The following is a 24431-nucleotide window of genomic DNA, read 5'->3' as shown; positions in this document are numbered from 1 at the left end:
TTGGCGGCGAACCGGCTTTCCCTGCCCTGCTCCGCAGGGGTTCCGTTTCCTCCCCGGCCTGAAGGCCGGAGTATCCACGGAAGGACTCTGATGACGGGCGGTACGGAGCACCTGACGTCGGACCGGTCGCTGCCGCGTCGACCGGCGGTACGCCTGACCGGTATCGGCTTCGGCGCGTCCCAGGGCGGCAATCTGCACCGGGTGACGACCGACGAGGAGTTCGCCGCCGCCATCGACACCGCGTGGGACGGTGGTGTCCGGTACTTCGACACCGCGCCGCACTACGGGCTGGGGCTGTCCGAGCGGCGGCTCGGGGCCGCCCTGCGGTCCAGACCGCGCGACGAGTACGTGGTGTCGACGAAGGTCGGACGGATTCTCGTACCGTCGCCGGAGACCGCGGGTTCGCGCGACCCGGAGGGGTTCGACGTCGCCGCGAGCCACCGCCGGGTCTGGGACTTCAGCCGCGACGGTGTGCGCCGTTGTCTGGAGGCGAGTCTGGAGCGGATGGGTCTGGACCGGATCGACGTCGCCTACCTGCACGACCCCGACGACCACTGGGAGCAGGCCGTGGCCGAGGCGTTGCCCGCCCTGACCGAGCTCCGTGACCAGGGCGTCCTGCGCGCGGTCGGGGTCGGCATGAACCAGTCGCGGCTGCTTGCCCGGTTCGTCCGGGAGTCCGACGTCGACCTGGTGATGTGTGCCGGCCGGTACACTCTGCTCGACCAGGCCGCGTTGGCCGATCTGATGCCCGCGGCGCAGGAGCGCGCGGTCGGTGTGGTGATCGCCGGTGTCTACAACTCGGGGCTGTTGTCGCGTGAGCGGCCACCGGACGACGCGCTATACGACTACCGCCGGGCGGCGCCGGAGCTGATCGAGCGGGCCCGGCGGATCGCGGCGATCTGCGAGCGGCACGGTGTCACGCTTCCGCAGGCGGCACTCGCCTTCGCCCGATCGCATCCCACGGTGGTCTCGACGGTGGTCGGCATGCGCAACAGCCACCAGGTGACCGAGACCCTGCGGCGGGCGGACATCGAGGTTCCGGGCGAACTCTGGTTGGCGTTGCGGGCGGCTGGCCTGACCGGCACCGGTCAGGGCGCCGGTGACGACCGATGACGATTTCCGACCGGGTGCCGGTGCTGTTTGCGACGGAGCGACCGGAACCATCTTCATCCGATTCGTAGCAAACCGCGAAACAGTTCAACTGCATTGACGTTAATCAACGTATGACGTATGCTCTATTCTTCACAGGCCTCCCGGGCAAGGCTTCTGTTAGCGCTAACAACCGTCCTGTTCGCGCACCGCACCGTCCCGTCCCAAGGGTAAGGAGATCCACCGTGTCCAGATCCGCATCCTCCTCGGCGCGAAGCCGGGTGTTGGCCGGAGGAGTCGCGGCGTTGACCGCCGTAGCCGCAGTGACCGTCGTCGGGGCGGCTCCCGCGATGGCGGCCACCACCACCCTGTACGCGTCCCCGTCCGGCACCGGCGCCAGTTGCTCTCTCGCCCAGCCCTGCTCGCTGACCTCCGCCCAGTCGGCGGTGCGCTCACTCAACGGTGCAATGTCCGGTGACATCGTCGTGCAACTGGCCGACGGGGTGTACCGGCTGTCGGCACCGCTGCGGTTCACCGCGGCGGACTCGGGCAACAACGGCTACCGGGTGCTCTGGCAGGCGGCACCGTCGGCGAACCCGGTGATCAGCGGCGCGCGGGCGGTCACCGGCTGGTCGCTGGCCGACTCCGGACGCAACATCTGGCGCGCGAACGTGGGAGCCGGGACCGAAACCCGGCAGCTGTACGTCGACGGTGCCATCGCCACCAGGGCGCGCACCCAGGTCAACCGCGCCGACTTCACCCCCAGCAGCACCGGCATGAGGTTCAGCAACCCCGCGCTCGGCTACCTGAACAATCTGGCCAACCAGAACCGGATCGAAATGGAAAGCGTCGGCTCCTTCACGGACCGGTACTCCCCGGTGCAGAGCATCGCCGGCAACCTCATCACCATGGCGCAACCGGCGTGGAACAACAACAACTTCGGGTACGACACCTTCACCAGCCCGCACCGCGCCGGCCCGCTCTATCTGACCAACGCGTACGAGTTCCTCGACGCGGCGGGGGAGTGGTATCTCAACCGGACCACCGGCGACCTGTACTACATCCCACCCGCCGGCCGGAACATGACCGGCATCAGCGTCGAACTGCCGACGTTGCAGTCGCTGGTGAACCTCGGCGGCACCTACGACGCCCCCGTGCACCACGTCACATTCAGCGGAATCACGTTCACCGGCACCAGTTGGCTCGGGCCCAGCAGCAACCAGGGCTACGTGGACCAGCAGACCGGCGCCTACATCGCCGGCAACTGGAACTGGCCCGGCTTCTCCTCCTGCCACAACGGCTGCCCGCAGTTCGAGGCCGCCCGCCCGAACTGGTACCAGTCACCCGCCGCCGTGCAGATATCCGCCGCCAACGACATCACGATCACCGACTCGCGGTTCGTCAACCTGGGCCAGACGGCGCTCGGTATCGGCAACGACGCCAACGCCCACGCCAGCGGCGTCGGACTCGGCGCCAGCAACATCACGATCGAAAAGTCCGAGATCGCCCGTACGTCGGCCGGTGGCATCGTGGTCGGCGGGGTGCGGGCCGACGCGCACCACCCCAGCGACCAGCGGATGGTGAACCGGGACATCACCATCAGCGACAACCGGATCCACGACATCGGGATCGAACACCGGGGCATCGTCTCGGTCCTGACCACCTACGTCACCAACGCCACTGTCTCCTACAACGAGGTCTACAACATGCCGTACACCGGCATGTCCATGGGGTACGGCTGGGGCGCCAACGACGCGGGCGGCAGCAACCACTACGCGGACCGCGGCCTGTACAACTACCAGCCGCGCTACTCGACGCCCACCACCGCGTCGAACAACCGGCTCATCGGCAACTACGTGCACGACGTGATGCAGCAGATGAACGACGGCGGATGCATCTACACGCTGTCGGCGAACCAGGGCGGGCTGATCAGCGACAACTACTGCCTACGGACCAACGGCTACTTCGGGGTCTACTTCGACGAAGGATCCCGGTACTGGACCGCCAGGAACAACGTCTTCTCGAACACCGGCACGTGGGCCACCGCCAACTACTGGTTCGCCGAGAACATGGGCAACTTCACCGTCACCAACAACTGGTCGACAAACGGCAGTACCAACGTGACGAACGGCGACCGGGGTAACGTCGTCAACAACAACACCACCGTCACCAACGGCAACTGGCCGGCGGGTGCCCGCGCGGTGATGGCCGCCGCCGGACCCCGCACCGGCGGCGGTGACGAACAGACCGTACAGATCGTCGGAGTCCAGTCCGGACGCTGCCTGGAGGTGCCGAACTCGAGCACCACCAACGGCACCCAGACCCAGCTGTGGGACTGCAACGGTGCCACTGGCCAACGGTGGACCCACACCTCCGCCGGGCAGCTCATGGTGTACGGCAGCAAGTGCCTGGACGCGAACGGCCAGGGCACCACCAACGGCACCACGGTCATCATCTGGGACTGCAACGGGCAGACCAACCAGCAGTGGACCGTCGACGCCAACGGGACCATCCGGGGCGTACAGTCCGGGCTCTGCCTCGACGCCAACGGCGCCGCAACCGCCAACGGCACGAAGATGATCCTCTGGACCTGCCACACCGGCACCAACCAGCAGTGGACCCTGCGTAGCTGACCCTGGCCGCCGCCGACGTCGGACCGGTGCCCGCAACGCCGGTCCGACGTCGACGGGGCAGGGCGACCTGCCACCGAGCTGTCTCAGTCGCCACCCGGTGGCGCGGGGTCGTCACACTCGGTGCCATGGCCGACGTGACGAAGCGAGCCGGCGGCGCCGGCATCGAAACGGATCCGTCCGGACCGCCGACGCTGCTGGACATCTACGTCCTGACCGACGGAACCGTGCTGCACAGCGGTACGGCGCTGGCCGCAGCCGTCGTGGAGCTGGCCGAGGCCGGCTACCTCGACGTTCACGCCGGCCGGTCCGGCGAGTCGGTCACCCTGGTCCGCTCGCCCAGGCCCGGCGACGGGCTGCCCACCGGGCAGCGCGACATCCTGACCGCCCTGTTCGGACAACTCGACGGTGCCGGCCGGGAACTGACCCTGGACCAACCGGGGGACCGGCCGGTTGCGCCGTTGATCGTGGCGACCACGCGGGCCCGACTCACCGAGACCGGATACCTGTCGGCGGTCAAGCCCCACGAGATCTTCCGCCTCCTGCAGGTCGGCTACCTGCTGTTGTGCCTGTTCGTCCTCGTCCAGGTCTTCGAAGGCACCGGCAACTTCGCCGCGCTGATGTTCTCCGTCCTGGTCATGGTGCTCACCGGGAGCCTGCTCGGCCTGGTGCGCTACGCGCTGCCGAAGCAGGTCATCCGCACCAGGACCGGCCGCGCCGCCTCGGCGCGCCAGCGCCGGGCCCATAGCCACTACCGCTGGTACGGTCGCCACCGCCGGGGCCGCCCCCCGGCCGCCGCCGGCCTGCCCTACGAACTGCTCTGGCTCGCCGGCTCTCAGCGGGACCTGCCCAGCGCGCCGGTGACCCGTCCCGGGTGGTGGCACGACCACCGGCCGGACCCCGAGCCGGTCGCCGCCGCGCTGCGGGCGGCGTTCACCGTTCTCGGCCGGGCGCTCGCCCCACCCCGGGCCGAGCTGCTCGCGATCAGCGCCGGCCGACGGACCGTACGGGACCGTGAGATCGACACCGACCTGTTCGACCCGGCCACCTGGGGGCTCACCGAGGTGGACCGACCGACCCTGCACTTCACCGACTGGTGCGCGGCGGAGGGCAGCGGCGGAACCGGTGACGGTAGCGGTGGTGGCGACGGTGCCGGTGGGAGCGACGGCGGCGGTGACGGTGGCGGTGGCGGTGGCACCGGTGGCTCCGGCGGGGGCGACGGAGGTGGCGGGGGCGGCTGACCCGGCGGCAGCACGTGGCAGGTCAGGACGGCATGCCGCTCGGCGGCGCCCCGCCGGGACCGCCTCCGGCCGGTCCACCACCCGCCGGCCCACCGGACGGGCCGCCACCGCCTGGAGCCGCGCCGCCGCCGGTCGGCTCCGTCGTCGTGTCGACCGGCACCACCAACGTCGCCGCGTAGCCGGCCGAGACGTCCCCGGTCACGGTGGCCAGCTGGCTCGCCCCGCCGTCGTCGCCGAAGACGTTGTCGGTGTCGAGGCTGAGCTGGGCGAGGTTGGTGACCGATGATTCGTAGCCGGGTTCGGCGTACACGGTGTCGCAGACATTTTGGGGAAGGGCGACCTGGGAGGTGGCGATGGCGTTGCCGGCGTCGGTGATGCTGGCCTCGTCGGGGTAGACCTCGAAGTGGATGTGCGGCCAGCGGCCGGTGTAGCAGGCGGGGAAGATGGTGGTGAAGGTGACCTTGCCGTCGGTGTCGGTGATCTGGACGCCGCGGAGGTAGTTCTGGTCGGTGACGCCTTCGGAGTACATGGAGTAGCGGCCTTCGCGGTCGCAGTGCCAGACGTAGACGGCGACGCCGGCGAACGGGGTGCCGCCGTTGGCCAGGTCGGTGACGGTGAGTTCCAGGGTCAGTGGTACGCCGTCGGCCGTACCGCTGGACTCGCCGAAGCTGGAGCGGATGTCGCTGCGGACGACACCGCTCTGTTCGAGGACGTCGGGCCCGTTGGAGCCGTCACCGGGGTACGGTCCGGCGGTCTCGTCCGGGATCTCGCCGGTCGCCGCAGCGGTCGCGGCCGCCGCCGAGGTGCCGCCCCTGGCGCCCGTGTTCGCGCTGCAGGCGGCGAGGCCGAGGGTCGCGGCACCCAGGCCGAACGCCCGCAGCACCTGCCGGCGGCCCAGCAGGGTGCCGAGGTCGAAGCCGAGGCCCTGGTCGACGATTTCCTCGTCGGGACGGGCCAGCGGACGTCCCTGGTAGCGCGGGGTGGTGTCCCGGCGGGAGTCGCGTCGCATCCGTTTCTCCGTTCGTGAAGATGGCTCACTGTCGGGTGTCGTGCGTATCTGCGACCAACCCTCACCACCGTTGCCCGCTGCCCGCTGGATCCCAGCTGGGAGTTGGCTGTGCCAGCCGGTACGCCAGGATGGGACCGTGACGACGATGCCGGTACGGGACAGGGTCGAGGCGACGCTGCGGGGGTGGGACGGTTACGAGCGCCGACGTGGCGCCACCCCGGTGATCGACTACGACTGCGCGCCGCTCGACCCGGCCGCCCCGTCACCCGCACCCGCGACCAGCAGGTTCGCCGTACTGGCCGAACTGACCGCCGTCGCCGACGAACTGGCCGCCGTCGCCGACGGGCCGGACTGCCGGGCCGACGACCGGCTGCGGGCCCGGGTCGACGCGGACATCGCCTACCTGCGGGCCATGCTCGGCGAGCGGCTGCCGCTGACCGACTACATCCGGCGAACCCAGGGCTGCGGCGCGGCGGGCTGGCCGGACGACCACCTGGCGGAGGTCGGCGACCGGGCCCGGACCAGCCTGGCCGGCCTCGGGGTGGACTGGGACGACCGGCTCCCCGGCCGGTTGGCCCGCGCCGAAGGCATCCTGCGCCGCCAGGACGTCCCGGACGCCATCGAGCAGGCGGCCGCCGAGCTGGAACCCCAGGTACGGGCGGCGACCGGCACGTCCGCGCCGTACCAGTTGACGATCGAACGGGTCGACGTCGACGCCTACTGGTCGTACTGGCTGGACGGGGCCGGCTCCGCCGCCCGGCTGCGGCTGAACCGGCAGCGCGCCGAGTTCACCGAGACGCAGGCCCGGGTGTTCGCGCTGCACGAGGTGCTCGGCCACGCCCTGCAGTCGGCCAGCTGGTACGCCGAATGGTCTACCGTGGACGATGGTGTAGTACGCCTGCTGTCGGTGCACACGAACACCCAGGTGCTGCTGGAAGGGCTAGCGCAGGCGCTGCCGCTGTTCGTCATCGGCGACGACGCGGCGGCGGTGGCGCGGGTGCGGCTGACGCACTACACCCAGTTGGTCCGGGCCGGGCTGCACCGGGCGATCGACGACGGCGTGCCGGTCGCCGACTGTGTGGCGTGGGCCCGGCAGCGGGTGCCGTTCTGGTCCGACGAGGAGATCGGCGACGCGCTGACCGACCGTGGCGTCGACCCGCAGCTGCGGTCGTACCTGTGGGCGTACCCGGCCGGCGTCGACTGGTTCGTGGCGCTCGCCGACCGGGGCGGCGTCGAGACCGGCGCGGCGGTGCTGCGGGCCGCGTACCAGGGCCCGCTGGCCCCGGCCGACCTGGCGGCACTCTGGCCGACCGGCCCGACCATCGGCGGCACAGGTCACCCCGATGCCGTCGACAGGGTGGCACGGCACGTATGATCGGCTAATTATCCTCCGTGGACCGTCGGAATACGCTGGTCCGGTGGCGACAATCGCAGATGCTCTACAGGACGTCGTGGCCGATGTGGCATCCGACGAACTGGATCTTTTGGCAGCCGTGACCCACAGCTTCTACGGCAGCGACGTTTCCCGTCGGGCCACCGTGCGCGGCATCCTGCTCGGCAAGGGCCGCGACGCCGCCCTCGGGTTCGGCGCCGTCGAAGCAGGCCAGCTCGTGGCGTCCCTTGCCCTCATCATCCTCAACGGGGTAGCGACTAATGTCCTCAGTGGCTACGCCGAACACCAGATCAACGACCTGGGCCGCTGGCTGGCCAGCCGTCGGCTCGCCCGTCAGCTGACCTCAGCGGCCCCGGCCGCCGAGGCCACGCCGTTGCCGAAGCTCACCCCAGGTGAGGCGGCGGCGGTCGGCGAACTTGCCAGGCAGCTGGCCCACAGCTGCGGTCTGTCCACCGACACCGGCACCCGGCTGTCCATCACCCTGGCAGCCAAACTGATGGAAGATCCAACCGGGAAATGACCGGGAACCAGCCCGGCCGGGCGCTCACCGCCGCCGACGCGTTCCGGCTGCCACCTGCCACCGCCGGCCGGTTCCTGCTGCTGATCCTGACCGCACTGGTCAGCTCCGGCTATGCCTACTACTGGATCGGCGTCGCCTACCAGCCCGACCTCGGGGCGAGTCTCTTCCAGTGCGGCGCCCGCGCCTACGAGACGGTGGAAGCGGTGGAGCCGGCGGCGTTGGTCGCCGCGTTCGACCGCTGCCAGTACGGCGTGAACCTGCGTATCGCCGCGTACCTGGTGGTGCCCGGGGTGCTCCTGGCGGTCGTCACCGCCATCATCTACCTGGCCACCCCCTGGTGGGTGCTCCGCCGGGGAGTCCTGCCACTCGACACGATGGCCGCCACGTCTGCTGCGGCACTGGTCCGCGAGGCCGTCGCCGCATCAGGACATCGGGTACGGGTCCATGTGAGCGTCGCACCACTGGTCGGTCTCGCCCGGACCTTCGGGCGGCTCCGGCACTACCGAATCCTGCTCGACGCACGTCTGCTGCGCGCCACCCCCCAGACGCAACGCACGCTGCGGGCGGTGCTCGATCACGAACTGGGCCACCTGGCGAACCGGGACGTCGACCTGACGTCGATGACCATCGCGGTCTGGTGGGCCTTCCTGGCCGTGGTCGGCGTCCCGTCGGCTGTCGCCGTCGCCCTACGACCAGCCGATCTGATCGGCCTGGTCTGGCCGATGACCGTGCTGATCGTGATGATGTGGCTGATCCGTGTCGCGGTGCTGAGGACCCGTGAGTACTACGCCGATCTGCACGTCGCCCGGTCGGCCCCGCCCGACGACCTGGTGGCGGTGCTGCGGACCATCCCCGACCGTCCCGTCAGCCGCACACCACTCGGCTGGCTGCGCTGGCAACTGCGGTCGGTGCACCACCCGCGCATCCGTAACCGGATCGCCGTACTGCACGGAGCACCCAGGGTGTACCGGCTGAGCCCGGCGTTGGGGGCAGCCGTCGGCCTGCTCCTTGGCTTCGGCTACCCACCCGCCTACTACGTCCTCACGCTGGTGGACGCGAGCAGCAGTGTGCATGTGCGGGGCTGGCTGGTCGCCCTGCTGTTCGGTGGTCTGGTGGCCGCCGTGGTGACCGGCGCGGTGTGGCGGGCGGTGCAGGGCAGCGTCGTGCTCGGCGAACCGCCGCCGCGTACCGGCCGGTTCGCGGTCGCCTTCACCGGTGGTGTCCTGGCCGCACAGTATCTTGCCCCGCCGTTCCCGCTCGTCGGCAGCTGGCGCCCGATCGTCGGGTCCGCGCCGCTGATCGGTGTGGCCACCGCCCTGCTGCTGTTGCTGATGACCCTGGTCTACCTGCGCTGGACGGTGCTCGGTGCGTGGACCCGGATGCGGCACGACGCCGGCCGCCGTGCCTACTGGATCGGGGTGCTCCAGTCGGCGATCCTCGTCGCGCTGTGGCTGGCGTTCTGGTTCCTCGTCAATGAGATGGTCGTCGTCGGCGTGCCGAGCCTGCGGTCGCTGACCCTGGTCATGTTCACCATTGCGTTGAACCCGGCGCTGCAGCTGACGATTCTGTGGGCGTGTGCCTACCTTGTCGTGGTGTGGCGTGGTCCCCGTACCCCGCTGTTGTCGGCGCTCGTGCTGAGCGGCGTGGTCACCGCCGGATTCGCCGTCGCCGGATGGCCGGTCTATCCGATGCTGAGACGGAGTCTGATCGAGTCGTACGTCACCGGCGAGCAGTCGGCCCTGATCGGTGCGCTGTTGCTGCTGAGCGCCGTTGCCGGTGCCGTCGCTGTCGTCGCCGGCGCGACCGTCGGCTGGACGGCTGGTGGCCGCCGCCGCACCGGTGTCGTCCTGGCAGCGAGTCTGCTGGGGATGGTCATTCCGGCGTTGGCAGCGGTCCCGCTCGTCTACCTGCACGTGGGTCTGGCGCTGTGCGGAGTCGACTCGTCCGGGGTCGATTGCATCTTGTCATCAGACCTGCCGGAGGTGACCAACGGCGGCATGTCGATGCTCGCGTTCGCCGTGCTGGCGCTCGGCACCGGCACGGCGGTCCTGGCCGGATCGTCGCTGCGGGCGGTCACCGATCGGATGTCCAACAAACGGCGTCAGGAACCACCGGCCCGTCGTCGAGCAGCGGTCCTCGCGATGTTCCTGCCCGTCCTGACCGCGATGGGGTTCTTTGCGTATGCCGGGACTCCGGTCTGGTTCACCGCCATGTTCACGTCGGCGGCGACGCCCGTCCCACAGGCCGTACTGGACCGGCTGGCGGACCCCGGCACCGAGCCGGTGGCGATGACCGAGGCATGCCTCGCGCTGGTCGACGCGACCCGCACCCGAAGTCTCAGCGAGGTGATGGACGGCAGCTACGGCGTCCGGGAAGCCGACGTGACGATGGCCGCGCGGGCAACCCCCGATCTGGTGCTGGGGAGCATGTCACGCGAAGCCGAAGCCGGGCTGCGCGCCGGCGACATGACCCGCGCCAGTACCGCGCTGGTGACGATGGCACGCTACTGCACCGCGCTTCCGCCGACCGCGTTCCAACCGGGGGCGTACGGCCCGACACCGCCGCCAGCGGTCGGGTCGCAACCGCCGTCCCTGCTTCCGTCGCCGTCGCCCCCCGGTCCGGTCGTCGCCGTCATCACCGATCCGGTCATCTTCGCCGCCCCGTCACACAACATCATCTGTCGGCTCGACCCCGCCACCGCGTACGACGGCGAAGCAGCCCGCTGTGACATCGTCGACAAGGAATGGGCGGTGCAGACCCCGCCGGACTGCGAACTCGACTATGGCCACGCCGTCCAGGTCGAATCCGACGGTGACTCCTACTTCCTCTGCGCTGGCGACGGCCCCGGCGGTCAGTACGACTTCGTACTGGAGTACGGCCACGGGCTGCGGACCGGCCCGGTCGTCTGTATCAGCGAGCCGTCCGGTGTCGAATGCTACAGCGAGCACAGTGGTCATGGGTTCCGGCTGTCGCGGGCCGAGTACGACATGTACTGAACATGGGGTCTGCGCGCATTCGGTCGAGCCGTTCCGGCTCGGCCGCACCGCCCGACCCAACCCGTCGTAGTCGTAGGTACGCGCCGGCCCACCACCGCTGACCTGCTGGCTGTGCACCTGGCCGAACGCGTCGGCGGTCGTGGCGACCGTGCCGGCGGGTAGGGTGCGAGCGTGACGAAGCGCAAGGGCGGTCGGGACGGGCAGCGGACGCAGGACCACCAGGATGGACAGCGGCGCAAGCGGATCGCCCTGCTGGCCGGCGGTGCCGGGCTGGTCGTCGTCGTGGCGGTGCTGCTGACGGTGGTGCTGTGGCCGGACGATCCCGAGGAGCCCCGCGCCCGCGAGTACCGTGACGTCACCGCGTGCCTGCTCACCGGATCCGGCGGGGTGACCGACCCGGCCGCCGCGCCGGTCTGGGCCGGGATGCAGGACGCCTCGTTGCAGACCCGGGCCAGGGTGCAGTTCCTCGAAGTCAACGGGCCGCAGACCGCCGACAACGCCGCCGGATACCTCGCCAGTCTGGCCGGCAGCCAGTGTCAACTGGTCCTGGCCGTCGGCGAGGCGCCGACCGCCGCGACGGCCGGGGACGCCAGCCGTTACCCGCAGGTCGACTTCGTACTCATCGCCGAGGGCCAGCCGGCGGGCGACGCCGGCAACGTGACCGTGGTGTCAGACGCCGATCCGGCCGCTGTCCAGCAGCGGGTACGCGACCTGGTCGCCGCAGCGGTCGGTGACCCGGCCGACGACTGAGCCCGGGATTAAATCGCCGAGGGTTGATCTAAGTCAACCCTCCGTACGGACGCTTGTGCGCTCCGCTAGTGCGGTCGGAGACTGTCCGATGTCGGCGTGATCAACGTCGGACAGTCTTTGTACACGGGGGAGGGCGGCCATGCGCCGTGCCATCAGTCGTGCGTCCCGCCGGATCGCGACCCTGACGCTGCTGATCTTCGGACTGACCGTGGTGGTGCCGGCCGGTGCCGTACCGGCCGACTCCTGGCCGACGTCGTGGCTGTGGTCGTGGGCGGTCAACCGTCCGTTGTGGTCGGCAGCGGCAGCCGCCCTCGGCGCGCCGGTGATGGCCGGCCCGGCACCGTTCACCGGCGAGCACCACGTGCCGGCCGGGGAGACCACTGCGGCCGGCGGCGCGGGCCGCCGGGCCAGCCAGGTAGCCGACACGCTGCCGCCGTACCAGCCGCACGACCCGACGGTGCCGACCACCCCGACCGGTGTCGCCGAGCCCGGATTCGACGCGGCGACCAGCCGCCGGGACGCCGACGAGGCCACCGCCCGGACCGACGTCTACGACAACGCCGACGGTTCGACGACGGTGCGCACCTACAGCCGGCCGGTCAACTACCGGGCCGCCGACGGCAGTTGGCGCCCGATCGACACCGACCTGGTCGAGCGCCGCGACGGGCGGCTGCACATGCGGGCGAACAGCCTGCAGGTGAGCGTCGCCGGCAGCACCGGCGACACCGACCTCGGGGTGCTGGCACTGCCCGACGGCAAACGGGTCGCCTACGAGCTGGACGGTGCCGCCGACGTCGCCGCCGAGACCGACGGCAACACCGCGACCTACCGGGACATCCTTCCGCACACCGACCTGGAGCTGATCACTTTCGACGCCGGGCTCAAGGAGACGTTGATCCTGCACTCACCGCAGGCCCCGTCGACCTGGATGTTCCCGCTCGACCTGACCGGGCTGACGCCCCGGCTCACCGCCGAAGGCTGGGTGGAGCTGGTCGACGCCGACGGCGACGCCAGGGTCTGGTTCCCGCGCGGGTTCATGGAGGACAGCAACGTCGACCCGCACTCCGGCGCGCCGGCCCAGTCGCCCGACGTCGACTTCGAGCTGGTCGACCAGCCCGGCGGCGGCCAGGCGCTGAAGGTCACCGCCGACCGGGCCTGGCTGGACGACCCGGCCCGGGTCTACCCCGTCCGGGTGGACCCGACCGCCACCACCGGCACCACCGGCGACGTGTACGTCGACAGCGACAACCAGACCACCAACCACAACGGTGACAACCTGCCGGTCGGCACCTACGACGGCGGCGGCGTCAAGGCCCGCTCGTTCATCCACTTCGACGAGTTCGACGACGACGGGTTCATCGGCAAGCGGATCACCGCCGCCAAACTGAAGCTCTACCTGACCTGGGCCTACAGCTGCTCCGAGCATCGGGCCTTCGCCGTGCACCGGGTCAACCAGGCGTGGACGGTGGCGAATCTGTCCACCGCCAGCCACCCCGGCCCGGCGATCTCCAGCTCGATCGGTTCGCTGACCGTCACCGACAACTATCCGTCCTGCCAGAACACCTCCGGCGACCGCAGTGTCGGCAAATGGGTGACCGTGCCGCTGAACGTCGCCACCTTCAACGACTGGTCCACCGGCGGGACCAACCACGGCCTGGCGCTGACCGCCTCGGAGACCGACTCCAACGGCTGGAAGCGGTTCACCTCGGCCAACTACGGCGGCGGCGCCTACAAGCCGTACGTCGAGCTGACCTACACCGACAACGTCGCGCCGCAGGTCAACGTCCGCTACCCGGCGAACAACGCGGTGACTCCGACGCTGACCCCGGAACTGCTGGTCCGGTCCAAGGACCCGGACGCCTGGCCCAACCAAGGGCTGCGCCACCAGTACGTCGTCTACGACAGCACCGGCACCACCGTGGTGGCCAACTCCGGCTGGGTGACCAGCCCGTCGTGGCGGGTACCGACCGGCACGCTGGCCTGGAACAAGACCTACCTCTACACGGTCCGGGTGCACGACCAGGTGAGCTACAGCGCCGTATACCCGGCGTACGCGTTCACCACCGGCGTGCCGCAACCGACCCTGGCCGGCAACCTCAGCCAGAACGCCGGCAAGGGCTACGACCCGGGTATCGGCAACTACACCACCTCGGCGACCGACGCGACGGTCGCCACCGTCGGCCCGTCACTGACCATCACCCGCAGCTACAACAGCCTGGACACCCGGCGTACGTCGGCGTTCGGCACCGGCTGGTCGAGCCTGCTCGACGTGCGGGCCACCGCCGTGCCGGACGCCACCGGCAGCGTCCAGTCGGTGCTGGTCACCTATCCGACCGGGCAGGACATCGCGTTCGGCCGCAACGCCGACGGCACCTTCACCGCACCGTCCGGCCGGTTCGCCACCTTCACCGAGACCCGCAGCGGCACCACCCTGACCGGCTACACGCTGACCGACAAGGACGCCTCCGTCTACACGTTCGGGCAGTCCGCCGGCGGCGGCGTGTTCCGGCTGACCGCGGTCACCGACGCCAACGGCCGCACCCTGACCGTCGACTACACGGGCGGGCTGGCCAGCCGGATCACCAGCGCCGCCGGCCGGTCGCTGTGGCTGACCTGGGACACCCCGACCGGGTCGGCCCACCCGCACGTCACCACCGTCGCCACCGACCCGGCCGATCCGGGCACCCCGGCCAGCGCCGAGACCTGGCAGTACGCGTACGGCCCGGACGACACCCTGACGCAGGTCTGCCCGCCGACCGGCCCGAGCGCCTGCCACGGCTACAGCCACACCACCATCTCCCCGTACGCCAACACGGTGCTGGACACCGGGCCGTACTCGTACTGGCCGCTGTCGGAGTCGTCCGGTGAGACGGTGGCCCGCAGCGCGGTGCTCACCAACGCCGGCATCGACAACGCCCGGTACGCCGCAGTGACCCTCGGCCAGCCGGCGGCCCGCCCCGGCTCGACCGCCACCGTCGCCGCCTTCGACGGCGCCTCGTCGTACCTGCAGCTGCCGGGCGACCTGGTCGCCGACGGCCAGTACCAGACGGTCAGCATGTGGTTCCGCACCACTGCCGTCAACGGCGTGCTGTTCGGCTACAGCGCCGCGCCGGTCACCGCCGGCACCACACCCACCACCTACGTCCCGGCCCTGTACGTCGGCAGTGACGGCAAACTGCGCGGCCAGTTCTGGCAGGGCAACGCCGCCGCCGCGATCACCACCGCCGCGCCGGTCAACGACGGCGACTGGCACCACGTGGCGCTCGCCGGGGCCGGCAGCACGCAGACCCTCTACCTCGACGGCGTCGCCCAGGGCAGCCTCGGCGGCATCATCATGCAGCTGCCCGACAACGCCGACAACATCCACGTCGGCGCCGGCTTCATCGGCGGCAACTGGCCCGGCCACCAGAACAGCGGGGTCAGCCCGGCGGCGGCGAGCTACTTCTCCGGCTCGATCTCCGACGTGGCGTTCCACAACCAGGCGTTGCCGGCGGCCACCGTCGCCGCCCTGCACGCCGCCGGCACCCGTACCCATCCGGTGCTGTCGACGGTGACCCGGCCGACCGGCGGCGTCACCGCGCAGGTCACCTACCAGGGCACCACCGGCCGGGTCGCCACCGTCACCGACGAGAACGGCGGCGTCTGGACGATGGGCACCCCGACCGTCGCCGGCAGCGCCGACGTGTACGCCGCGTCGGTGCTCGGCGCGAAGCCGGCCGACTACTGGCGTCTCGGCGAGGTGGCGGTGACCGAGGCGGTCAACCAGGTCGACGGTGGTGTCGCCACCTACAACCAGGTGACTCTCGGCGCGGACGGCCCGTTCGCCGGTGCCACCGCCGCCTCCTTCAACGGCACCAGCTCGTACGTCGAGTTGCCACCGGAGCGCATCGGCGGCACCGATCCGGCGTCGGTGTCGATGTGGTTCAGGATGCCCACCGGCGGCACCTCCAGCGGTGTTCTCTACAGCTTCCAGACCAACTCGATCACCAGCGGTCTCGTCGCCAACGAGCGGATTCCCGCGCTGTACGTCGGTGCCGACGGCAAACTGCGCGGCAAGTGGTGCTGGTGCGGCAACACCCATCCGCCGATCACCACCACCGGCAGTGTCCGTGACGGTAACTGGCACCACGTCGCGATGACCCTGTCCGCCAACACCCAGCGGCTCTACCTCGACGGGAACCTCGTCGGCACGCTCAACTACGGCGGCCAGACCACCCCGGCCGCCTACGCGTACCTCGGTACCGGTTTCACCCCGAGCACCTGGCCGTCGACCTCCGGGGACATCAGCTACTTCCCGGGGCAGATCGCCGAGGCGGCGTTCTTCACCAGCGAACTCAGCCAGACGCAGGTCACCGCCCACTACGCCGCGTCGCAGCAGACCGCCCCGGTCGCCGTCACGATGATCTCCGGGGTGGCCACCGCGATCCCGATGCCGGTGTCCCAGGTCGCCGTCACCGGCCCCACCGGCGAGACCCTCTCCTACAGCTACGACCTGGTCAACGGCGGGCGGCCGGTGGCGCAGACCGACGCGCTCGGCAACGTCACCAAGTTCGGCTACGACGTCGGCGGCTACAGCAGCCTCGTCTACGACCCGCGCGGGGTGTGGACGCAGACGTTCCAGGACGTGCGCGGCAACACCAAGCAGAGCGTCAGCTGCCAGGACCAGTCCGCCGACAAGTGCTCGTCGGTCTACTACACCTACTACCCGGACGCGACGACCACGACGCTGACTCCGGACGCCCGCAACGACCTGCTGCTCACCGTCCGCGACGGACGGTCGGCGTCGGAGACCGACGACACCTACCGTACGTCGTACGGCTACGACACCAGCGGCAACCAGACCACCATCACCGACCCGCTGGGCCGGGTCACCACCACCGGCTACACCGACGGCACCAGCACCGCCGCGTACGGCGGTGGGATCGCCCCGGCCGGCCTGCCGACCCGGGTCACCACCCCGGGCGGCGCGGTGCAGACCGTCGAGTACTACGCCAACGGCGACGTAGCCCAGGTCACCGACCCGAGCGGCAAGATCGACCGGTTCACGTACGACGGGTTGGGTCGCACCCTGACCGAGACGGAGCTCAGCGACACCTTCCCGGCCGGGCTGACCACCACCTACACGTACGACGCGGCCGGGCGGGTGGCGACCGAGACCGGGCCTCCGGTGACCAACCGGGTCACCGGCGCGGTGCACACCGCCCGCACCACCTACACCTACGACGACGACGGCAACGTGCTCACCGAAACCGTCGCCGACCTGACCGGCGGCGACGCGTCGCGCACCGAACAGCACACCTACAACCAGTACGGCCAGCAGGAGACCTCGACCACCCCCGGCGGCACGGTCACCACCCTCGGCTACGACGCGTACGGCCGGGTGGTCACCGAGACCGACCACGACGGCGGCGTCACCACCAATGAGTACGACGACGAAGGCAACCTGCTGACCACGAAGGTGCTCGGCTTCACCGGCGACCCGGACGACCCGCAGCCCGCCACCGACGTGCTGATCTCGGCGAAGTCGTACGACCCGGCCGGGCGGCTGGCCGCCGAGACCGACCCGATGGGCTGGATCACCGAGTACACGTACACCGACAACGGGCTGATCGCCGACGTCACCCGCACCAACGGCAGCTCGTCGTTCGTCGTCGAGTCGAACGAGTACGACGCGGCCGGCAACCTGGTCCGCGAGGTCACCGACGACGGCGCGACCGTCGTCACGTACGCCTACGACGCCGCCGGCCGGCAGACGTCGACCACCGTCGACCCGGACGGGCTGAAGCGCACCACCCACTACGGCTACGACGCCGACGACAACGTGGTCACCGAACGACAGACCGACGCCGGCGGCGCCACGGTCGGCTTCAGCGAAACCCTGTACGACCCGGCCGGCGAGGTGCTCGCCGAAACCGAATACCCGTCGATCGCCGACCCCACCCCGGTGCTGCGCTGGCGGCTCGACGAGACCGCCGGGGTCGCCGCCGCCGACTCCGCCGGCAACAGCCCCGGCACGGCCGTCCCCGGCATGTGGTGGACCACCGGCAACGGCGGAGCCGCCGGATTCAACGGCATCAGCTCGGTCATCGAAAGCGACGGCCCGGTCATCGACACCGGACGCAGCTTCACCGTGGCCGCCTGGGTGTACCTGACCGACAAGGGTGACCTGCGCAAGGCGGTCGCCGCCAACGGTGAGCAGCAGACCCCGTTCGACCTGGCCTACGACAAGGCCGCCGACCGTTGGCGGCTGCGGACCAGCACCCTCGACGCGCCGGACGTGACGCAACCGGTCACCGTCGTGTCCACCAGCACCCCGGCGCTGAACACCTGGACCCACCTGGCCGGGACGTACGACGCGGCCACCGGCACCATCAGCATCTACGTCAACGGTGCACTGGAAGGCAGCCAGAGCGGCGCGAAGCCGTTCACCGCCCGCGGCACGTTCGTCGTCGGCGCCGGCATGTGGAACGGATCCCGGGGCAACTTCTGGCCCGGTGAGATCAGCGACGTGCAGGCGTACCAGAAGGCGCTCAGCCCGACCGAGGTCGCCGCCGTGCACGGCGGCACCGCACCGGCGGCCGACGCCCACGTGGTGCGGGAGAGCTACCAGGTCGACGCCAACGGCGAGGTCGTCGCGGCCACCGACGCCAACGGCGACACCACCTACATCACGTACGACGAGGGCGGCAACGCGGTCAAGACCACCGCCCCGGCGGCGTACGCCCAGTCGGTCGACAGCCCGTCGCCGGTGCTGGCCAACGCCGCCTCCTGGGTCGGCTACAACACGTTCGACGAGGTCACCGACACCCTCGACCCGTCCGGCAACTGGTCGGTGACCAGCTACGACGCCGACGGCCGGGTGGCCGGTGAGCAGTTGCCGGCGTACACCCCGCCGGGGTCGGCCACCCCGATCACCCCGGAGATCACCTACAGCTACGACGCGTCGGGGCAGGTGGCCTCGGTCACCGACCCGTTCGACGAGACCACCGAGTACACCTACGACCAGCTGGGCCGGCTGACCAAGGTGGTCACCCCGAACGACGGCACCACCCGGTACGCGTACAACCTGGCCGGGGACCTGCTGACCACCACCGACCCGACCGGCGCGGTGGCCAGATCCACCTACGACTACCTGGGCCGGCAGGAAACCAGCACCGACGTGGTCCGGCAGACCGGCACCAACCACACCACCACGTACAGCTACGGCCCGGGGGGCCGGCTCGCCCAGGTGACCGACCCGACCGGGGTGACCACCGCCGCGACGTACAACGCGGTCGGGCAGCCGCTGACCGTCACCGACGGGGCCGGCAACACCACCGAGTACACCTACGACGGTGCCGGCCGGATGACCCGGACCACGCTGCCCGACGACAGCTACACCAACGTCGAGCACGATCTGACCGGCCGGGTCCTGGCGACCGCCATGTACGACGCGGCCGGCGTGCAGCTGGTGCGGGAGACCACCAGCTACGACCGGGCCGGCAACGTGACCGCCGCGACCGACGGGCGCGGCACTACCACCACCTTCGAGTACGACGCCACCGGTGCGCTCACCAAGCACACCCAGCCGATCTCCGGCTCCGACGACATCGTCACCACGTTCGGCTACGACCTGTCCGGCAACCGGACCCGGTTCACCGACGGGCGCGGCAACGCCTTCTGGACCGGGTACAACCCGTGGCATCTGCCGGAGAAGCAGATCGAGCCGTCGACCACCGCGCACCCGGCGGCGGCCGACCGGACGTTCAGCGTCGCCTACGACGCCGCCGGCCGACCGGTGACCCAGTTCCTGCCCGGCGGGGTCACCATCAGCAGTGAGTACGACGAGATGGGCCAGCTGCTGCGTCAGGAAGGCTCTGGCGCGGAGGCGACCACCGTCGACCGGGTCTTCGACTACGACCTCGGCGGCCGGATGACCGAGTTCTCCGGCGGCGGTGGCACCAACACGATCAGCTACGACGACCGGGACCTGCCGCTGTCGATCAGCGGCCCGGTCGGCAACTCGACGTTCACGTACAACGGCAGCGGGCAGCTGGCCAGCCGGCAGGACGCGGCCGGCACCACCAGCTACGGCTACGACACCGCCGGGCGGCTGGCCAGCCTGACCAACCCGACGGCCGGCGTGACGATGGGCTACGCGTACAACAACCTGTCCCAGGTCTCGCAGATCACCTACGGCGGCACCGGCAACCGCCGGGAGTTCACCTTCGACGACCTGCACCGGCTCACCGGCGACACGTTGAAGACCTCCGGTGGTACGCAGATCGCGGCGATCGGCTACGGCTGGGACGAAAACGACAACCTGGTCTCGAAGACGGCCACCGGGTTCGGTGGTGCCGCCGTCACCAACACCTACAGCTACGACCTGGCCGACCGGTTGACGTCGTGGAACAACGGTTCGGCGACCGTGGTGTACGCGTACGACAAGGCCGGTAACCGGGTGCAGAACGGCGCCAAGCTGTTCACCTACGACCAGCGGAACCGGCTGCTGACCGCCGACGGGACGGCGTACACGTACACCGCCCGTGGCACCCTCGCCGCCGCCGGCACCGTCGCCACGACCGCCGACGCGTTCGGTCAGGTGCACAGCCAGCAGACCGGCGGTGGTGGGCCGGCCCGTACCTACGACTACGACGGGTTGGGTCGGGCGGTGCGGCCGGGGTTCGCGTACACCGGGGTCGGTAACGACCTGGCGGCCGACGACACGGCGACGTACGTGCGGGGGCCGTCGGGTGAGGTCGTGGCCGGGACGGCGGGTGGCACGCAGCGGCTGGTGTGGACGGATCTGCACACCGACGTGGTCGGCCAGTTCACGACGACCGGCACCACCCTCGCCGGGGCGACGACGTACGACCCGCTGGGCAAGGTGGTTGCGAGCACCGGAATCGTGGGGAGTCTGGGTTACCAGTCGGAGTGGACCGACGCGGCCACGTCGCGGGTGAACATGCACGCCCGCTGGTACAACACCGACACCGGGCAGTTCGACACCCGCGACACGGCGGCGAACAGCCCGGTGCCGGACTCGATCGCGGCGAACCGCTACCAGTACGGCGACGGCACCCCGTTGACGACGATCGACCCGACCGGGCACTGGGGCAACCCGTTGAAGGCGGCGGCGAAGCTGGCGTCGAAAGCGACGTCGAAGGTGTCCAGCGTCACCCGCCGGGCGGTGTCCAGCGTGTCGAGTTACGGCAGCGCCGCCTACCAGAAGGCGAAGAAGGTCACGAAGACCGCGGCGAGGAAGGTCACCACCGCCGCGAAGAAGAAGGTCGACCAGGTCAAGGCCAAGGCCGCGAAGGTCAAGAACAAGGTCAAGAAGACGTACGCCAAGGCGAAGAAGGCGGTCAAGAAGAAAGTCAACCAGGCCAAGAAGTACGTGGCGAAGAAGGTCGCCAAGGCGAAACAGAAGGTGAAACAGAAAGTCGCCCAGGTGAAGCAGGCGGCGAAGAAGGTCGCCGCGAAAGCGACCCGGGTGGTGAAGAAGACCGTCACCGTGGTGAAGGACGCGGCGAACGCCACCAAGAAGTGGGTGGTGGAGCACAAGGACACCATCCTGGAGGTCGCCGCGATCGCCGGCGCCGTCGTCGCCGGGCTGGCGTGCACGGCGGTCACCGCCGGCGCGGGCGCGGTCGCCTGCATGGTCGGCGCGGGTGCGTTGATCAACCTGGCGAAGGACGTGGCGCAGGGCGACATCCACTCCGTCGGTGACGCCCTCGGCTCCCTCGGTACGGGGGCGATCATGGGCCTGGCCGGCGGGGCCGGTGGGGCGATCGCGGCGAAGGTCGGCACGGCGATCGCCGCCAAGGCCGGCTCCGGGGTGACCGCCCGGTTGGCCAGCGACGCCGTCGAGAACGGCATCTCCGACGTCATCTCCCAGGCCGCCACCACCGGACGCGTCGACCTCAAAGCCGCCGCACTCGGGACGGTGCCGGGACTCAACCTCATCGGCCGCAAAGGGGGCGGAGCAGGCCCCGCCCGCGCCCCACCCGGACGCGGCGGCAGCACCGCCAGCCCATCCGCCTCAAGTGGTCGTGGCGGGTCAGGACCGGGATGCCGTACGCACAGCTTCGCCCCCGACACCCGCGTCCTGATGGCCGACGGCACCACCCGCCCCATCACCGACATCAACATCGGCGACCAGGTCATAGCCACCGACCCGGTGTCCGGCACATCGTCGCCGAAACCCGTCACCCAACTACACCGCAACACCGACCACGAACTCACCGACGTCCAGGTCCGCACCAGAGACAACCACAACCGCGGCGGTGGCGGTGCGACGGTCGTCGTCGAGACCACTCCGAACCACCCCTTCTGGGACGAGGACCGGCAGGCATGGGTCAACGCCGGCGACCTCACACCGGGCACCCGGCTGCGGGTGGCCGGTCGCGGCGAGGTCACGGTGGTGTCGGTCGAGACACGCCGGGACGAGCGGGAGATGCGCGACCTGACAGTCGCCCACACCCACACGTACCATGTACTCGCAGACGACCACCCCGTCCTCGTCCACAACAACAACGGTGCCGTTTGCTGGGTTGATGAAGGTGGTGATCTAGCCACTGGTCGACGCGGTATGCCTTCTGGTGCATACGATTACCAATCTGGAGTTATTGGTGCCCGTTCAAACCTTGCGACAAGGCGTGGAATGGCGCCGCAATTGGAAATGCCAGCTGTAGATGGAACGACTATTACGGCGAAGTTTGACGGCATCGATGGAAACGAGGTTATCGATCGCAAGCTGAACCCGATGTTTACTGATAAGGCGGTCGATCAGGCGCGACGCCAGGCAGCAACCGCCGCGTATAATGGATTTCAGGCTGTGTGGGAAATGCCAACACCGGGGGCTGTCGCAGCCGCAAATAGATTCATGGACTTCGCCGGAGTGTCCACAATTACCGTAAGATTGGCTCCGTAGATGAACAAGAAGCCGTTGGTTAGGGCTATCGTGGCTGCGATGATCTTCCTGGAAGAATCGAGTTCTGACGAGGTTGATCCCGATGCTGCCGTGCGTGGAATGGAGAGCATCGCGCACGAACTTCTAAAATTCGCGGAAGTTGATCGCTTCAAGTTTATTGAGCTCGTCGAAGTGGTCGCCAGTGATTCGCTCGACGAGCATGAGGCGCGGTTCATTCGCAACATTCCTCAAATGATCGGATTAGTGGAATGATGGCGGGCTGAACGTGCACGACTGGATAGGTGCAGGGCGTGAGTCCGTGCAGGTGACGGCTGCGAAAGTGGAACTCGCCCGATATGACTGGTCGACGTATCGAGCGCCCACTGGCAATGGGTTCGGCATTCCCGATATCTTCATGCGGATACTCGAAGCTGATTCGGATTCGGACCTACTTGGTTGCACCCTTGAATACCGCCTCGAGGTTCAGTCGATGGTGTACGAGGTAGCATTGCCGGCTGTTGGGGTCATTGTGGCGGCATATGCAGAGAATCTTCCGGTTGCGGCCGAGATGGAGCTGATGAATGTGCTGCACAATATCATTACGGGAGAGCCACATGCGTCCGAGTTGGAAATGGGTAACTACGACCTCGTCGAGCGCTGTGTGGAGCGAGCAAGGGAGGGCATCTGGGTGATGTACTCTAAGCTATCGAAGATCAACGCTGATTTCATGTTAGACGTCCTGGATGTAGTCGATCTTGACCGTGCGCGCGTCGCGGCATTCCGGGATAGGTGGCAAGTTGATTGACGACAATTTGGAATAGAGTATCGTTTACATCAACGATGCCGACGTTAAGAAATATCGGGAATCCGGTTGTGGCTACTACGAGCTGGGGGTCGGATCGATCACTGATCGTCTTCTCTGCCCGAAATTCGTGCCGATCTACGTGCCGTGGGGGGGGGCGGTAATGTCACCGGAGCTTTCGCTTCTGGCTGGGTCCTGGAAAGAATTCGACCTGGCGCTTCGGGAGAATCGTGGGATAAATGAGCCGGCGCTGATTGCGCTCAAAGATGCGCTCCAAAAGTGTGCTCTTGCATGGGTGAATTGTGATACTATTCCCCGGCTCGGTGTCGGTATTTTGGTCGATATAGTTCCGGCCACCGAATCAAACTCCCAATTGTATTCCGGGGAGTTGGGCGCTAAAGTCCTTGCTGTTTCCTATGAGCTGCAGGAGTTGGTATGGGAGTGCGTGAAGATCGACGAGGGGGTGACTTAGTGGATAAGCTGACGCCGGTGATTGTCGATCACCTGGAAACTCGGCTTGGGCCCCTTAGGTCCGGTTGGACGCGTGATCCGAGTGGGGTCGAACTCCCTTTTCAAGTTGCTGAGTTCGGCGGTGGCGGGCAGCTCGTGGGATCCACCTCATACGCGACCATCGGAGTCAGTAGACATTCTCTTCCGTCTCCGGCTGGCCAGCAGGGCATCTCGCTGGAGCTCGTGATGACGACGCACTCCGCTTTGGCTCCTTCTCGATTCCCTCAGGCCCTTCAACTGGTCGCAGGTGAACTACTTGCGCGCCACGTTCCGATCCTGCGTGGTCAAACGTTCGCGCTGCCGTGGTCGGTGGCGGAGGGCAGTAAAATGGCAGTGTTGTACGCTGCAGCTCCGGGCTATTTCGACGAAGGATTTGATTCAGTTGAGCTCGAGGATGGCTGCGGTGTCGCTATAGTGTGGATGGTCCCCATTAGCGTCGCCGAGGCTGAGTTCGTGTCGAGCGAGGGTTGGGATGCATTCGAGCGCCTGTTGGTGTCGGCGGATCCTGATCTGTTGGATCCGGGCAGGCCGTCAATAGTCTAGCTGTGACTCCGCCGAGATCGTCGTACTATGGCAGCGGTAGCGCCTGATGCTTGTTGT

At 69.0% G+C, this 24431-nt stretch carries 13 protein-coding genes; 12 read left to right on the top strand and 1 reads right to left on the bottom strand.

Translation table 11 applies throughout. The features are described 5' to 3' along the window. Positions 1 to 90: 90 nt before the first annotated feature. The 3 genes from O7629_RS16885 (at position 91) to O7629_RS16875 (ending at position 4960) form a co-directional block, all read left to right on the top strand. A complete protein-coding gene (locus tag O7629_RS16885; RefSeq protein ID WP_278170276.1) occupies positions 91 to 1113 on the top strand; it encodes an aldo/keto reductase in 1023 nt (340 codons plus the stop codon). Positions 1114 to 1334: 221 nt separating this feature from the next. Then, the gene (locus O7629_RS16880) at positions 1335 to 3722 is read left to right on the top strand and encodes an RICIN domain-containing protein (RefSeq protein ID WP_278170275.1); all 2388 of its coding nucleotides are present in this window, start codon (positions 1335 to 1337) and stop codon (positions 3720 to 3722) included. Positions 3723 to 3847: 125 nt separating this feature from the next. Next, entirely contained in the window at positions 3848 to 4960 is a 1113-nt protein-coding gene (locus O7629_RS16875) for a hypothetical protein (RefSeq protein ID WP_278170274.1), read from the top strand. Between the two features lie 22 nt (positions 4961 to 4982). On the opposite strand, the gene O7629_RS16870 is transcribed toward O7629_RS16875, so the two are convergent. Continuing rightward, positions 4983 to 5969: an intradiol ring-cleavage dioxygenase gene (locus tag O7629_RS16870; protein ID WP_278170273.1), complete on the bottom strand. Its 987-nt coding sequence runs from the start codon at positions 5967 to 5969 to the stop codon at positions 4983 to 4985. Positions 5970 to 6105: 136 nt separating this feature from the next. On the opposite strand from O7629_RS16870, the gene O7629_RS16865 reads away from it, so the two are divergent. From O7629_RS16865 to O7629_RS16825, 9 genes are all read left to right on the top strand, one after another. After that, entirely contained in the window at positions 6106 to 7344 is a 1239-nt protein-coding gene (locus O7629_RS16865; RefSeq protein ID WP_278170272.1) for a hypothetical protein, read from the top strand. Between the two features lie 43 nt (positions 7345 to 7387). After that, positions 7388 to 7882, top strand: coding sequence for a hypothetical protein (locus O7629_RS16860; protein ID WP_278170271.1), 495 nt, complete (start codon positions 7388 to 7390; stop codon positions 7880 to 7882). Then, on the top strand, positions 7879 to 10878 hold the full coding sequence (locus O7629_RS16855; protein ID WP_278170270.1) for a DUF6636 domain-containing protein: 3000 nt from the start codon (positions 7879 to 7881) through the stop codon (positions 10876 to 10878). The genes O7629_RS16860 and O7629_RS16855 overlap by 4 nt, the downstream gene beginning before the upstream one ends. A 171-nt stretch (positions 10879 to 11049) precedes the next feature. Next, positions 11050 to 11628, top strand: coding sequence for a hypothetical protein (locus tag O7629_RS16850; protein ID WP_278170269.1), 579 nt, complete (start codon positions 11050 to 11052; stop codon positions 11626 to 11628). 139 nt (positions 11629 to 11767) lie between these two features. Continuing rightward, positions 11768 to 22540, top strand: coding sequence for a LamG-like jellyroll fold domain-containing protein (locus O7629_RS16845; RefSeq protein WP_278170268.1), 10773 nt, complete (start codon positions 11768 to 11770; stop codon positions 22538 to 22540). Then, positions 22541 to 22792: a hypothetical protein gene (locus O7629_RS16840; protein WP_278170267.1), complete on the top strand. Its 252-nt coding sequence runs from the start codon at positions 22541 to 22543 to the stop codon at positions 22790 to 22792. It begins immediately after the preceding gene. 13 nt (positions 22793 to 22805) lie between these two features. Beyond that, positions 22806 to 23324 (top strand): hypothetical protein, encoded by a 519-nt coding sequence (locus O7629_RS16835; RefSeq protein WP_278170266.1) that lies wholly within the window; start codon positions 22806 to 22808, stop codon positions 23322 to 23324. A 127-nt stretch (positions 23325 to 23451) separates the two neighbouring features. After that, positions 23452 to 23793, top strand: coding sequence for a hypothetical protein (locus O7629_RS16830; protein ID WP_278174819.1), 342 nt, complete (start codon positions 23452 to 23454; stop codon positions 23791 to 23793). Next, positions 23757 to 24374, top strand: a complete 618-nt coding sequence (locus O7629_RS16825; protein ID WP_278170265.1) for a suppressor of fused domain protein — start codon at positions 23757 to 23759, stop codon at positions 24372 to 24374. Before O7629_RS16830 ends, O7629_RS16825 begins: the two co-directional genes overlap by 37 nt. Positions 24375 to 24431: the final 57 nt, after the last annotated feature.

It is taken from the genome of Solwaraspora sp. WMMD792, assembly GCF_029626105.1.
Classification (GTDB): domain Bacteria; phylum Actinomycetota; class Actinomycetes; order Mycobacteriales; family Micromonosporaceae; genus Micromonospora_E.
This window is presented reverse-complemented; position numbering and strand designations above follow the sequence as displayed.

What these genes read in the sequence shown, in the direction of transcription:
- O7629_RS16875 (WP_278170274.1), top strand. Translation starts at nt 3,848, where the DNA reads ATGGCCGACGTGACGAAGCGAGCCGGCGGCGCCGGCATCGAAACGGAT.
- O7629_RS16855 (WP_278170270.1), top strand. Translation starts at nt 7,879, where the DNA reads ATGACCGGGAACCAGCCCGGCCGGGCGCTCACCGCCGCCGACGCGTTC.
- O7629_RS16885 (WP_278170276.1), top strand. Translation starts at nt 91, where the DNA reads ATGACGGGCGGTACGGAGCACCTGACGTCGGACCGGTCGCTGCCGCGT.
- O7629_RS16840 (WP_278170267.1), top strand. Translation starts at nt 22,541, where the DNA reads ATGAACAAGAAGCCGTTGGTTAGGGCTATCGTGGCTGCGATGATCTTC.
- O7629_RS16845 (WP_278170268.1), top strand. Translation starts at nt 11,768, where the DNA reads ATGCGCCGTGCCATCAGTCGTGCGTCCCGCCGGATCGCGACCCTGACG.
- O7629_RS16870 (WP_278170273.1), bottom strand. Translation starts at nt 5,969, where the DNA reads ATGCGACGCGACTCCCGCCGGGACACCACCCCGCGCTACCAGGGACGT.
- O7629_RS16825 (WP_278170265.1), top strand. Translation starts at nt 23,757, where the DNA reads ATGGGAGTGCGTGAAGATCGACGAGGGGGTGACTTAGTGGATAAGCTG.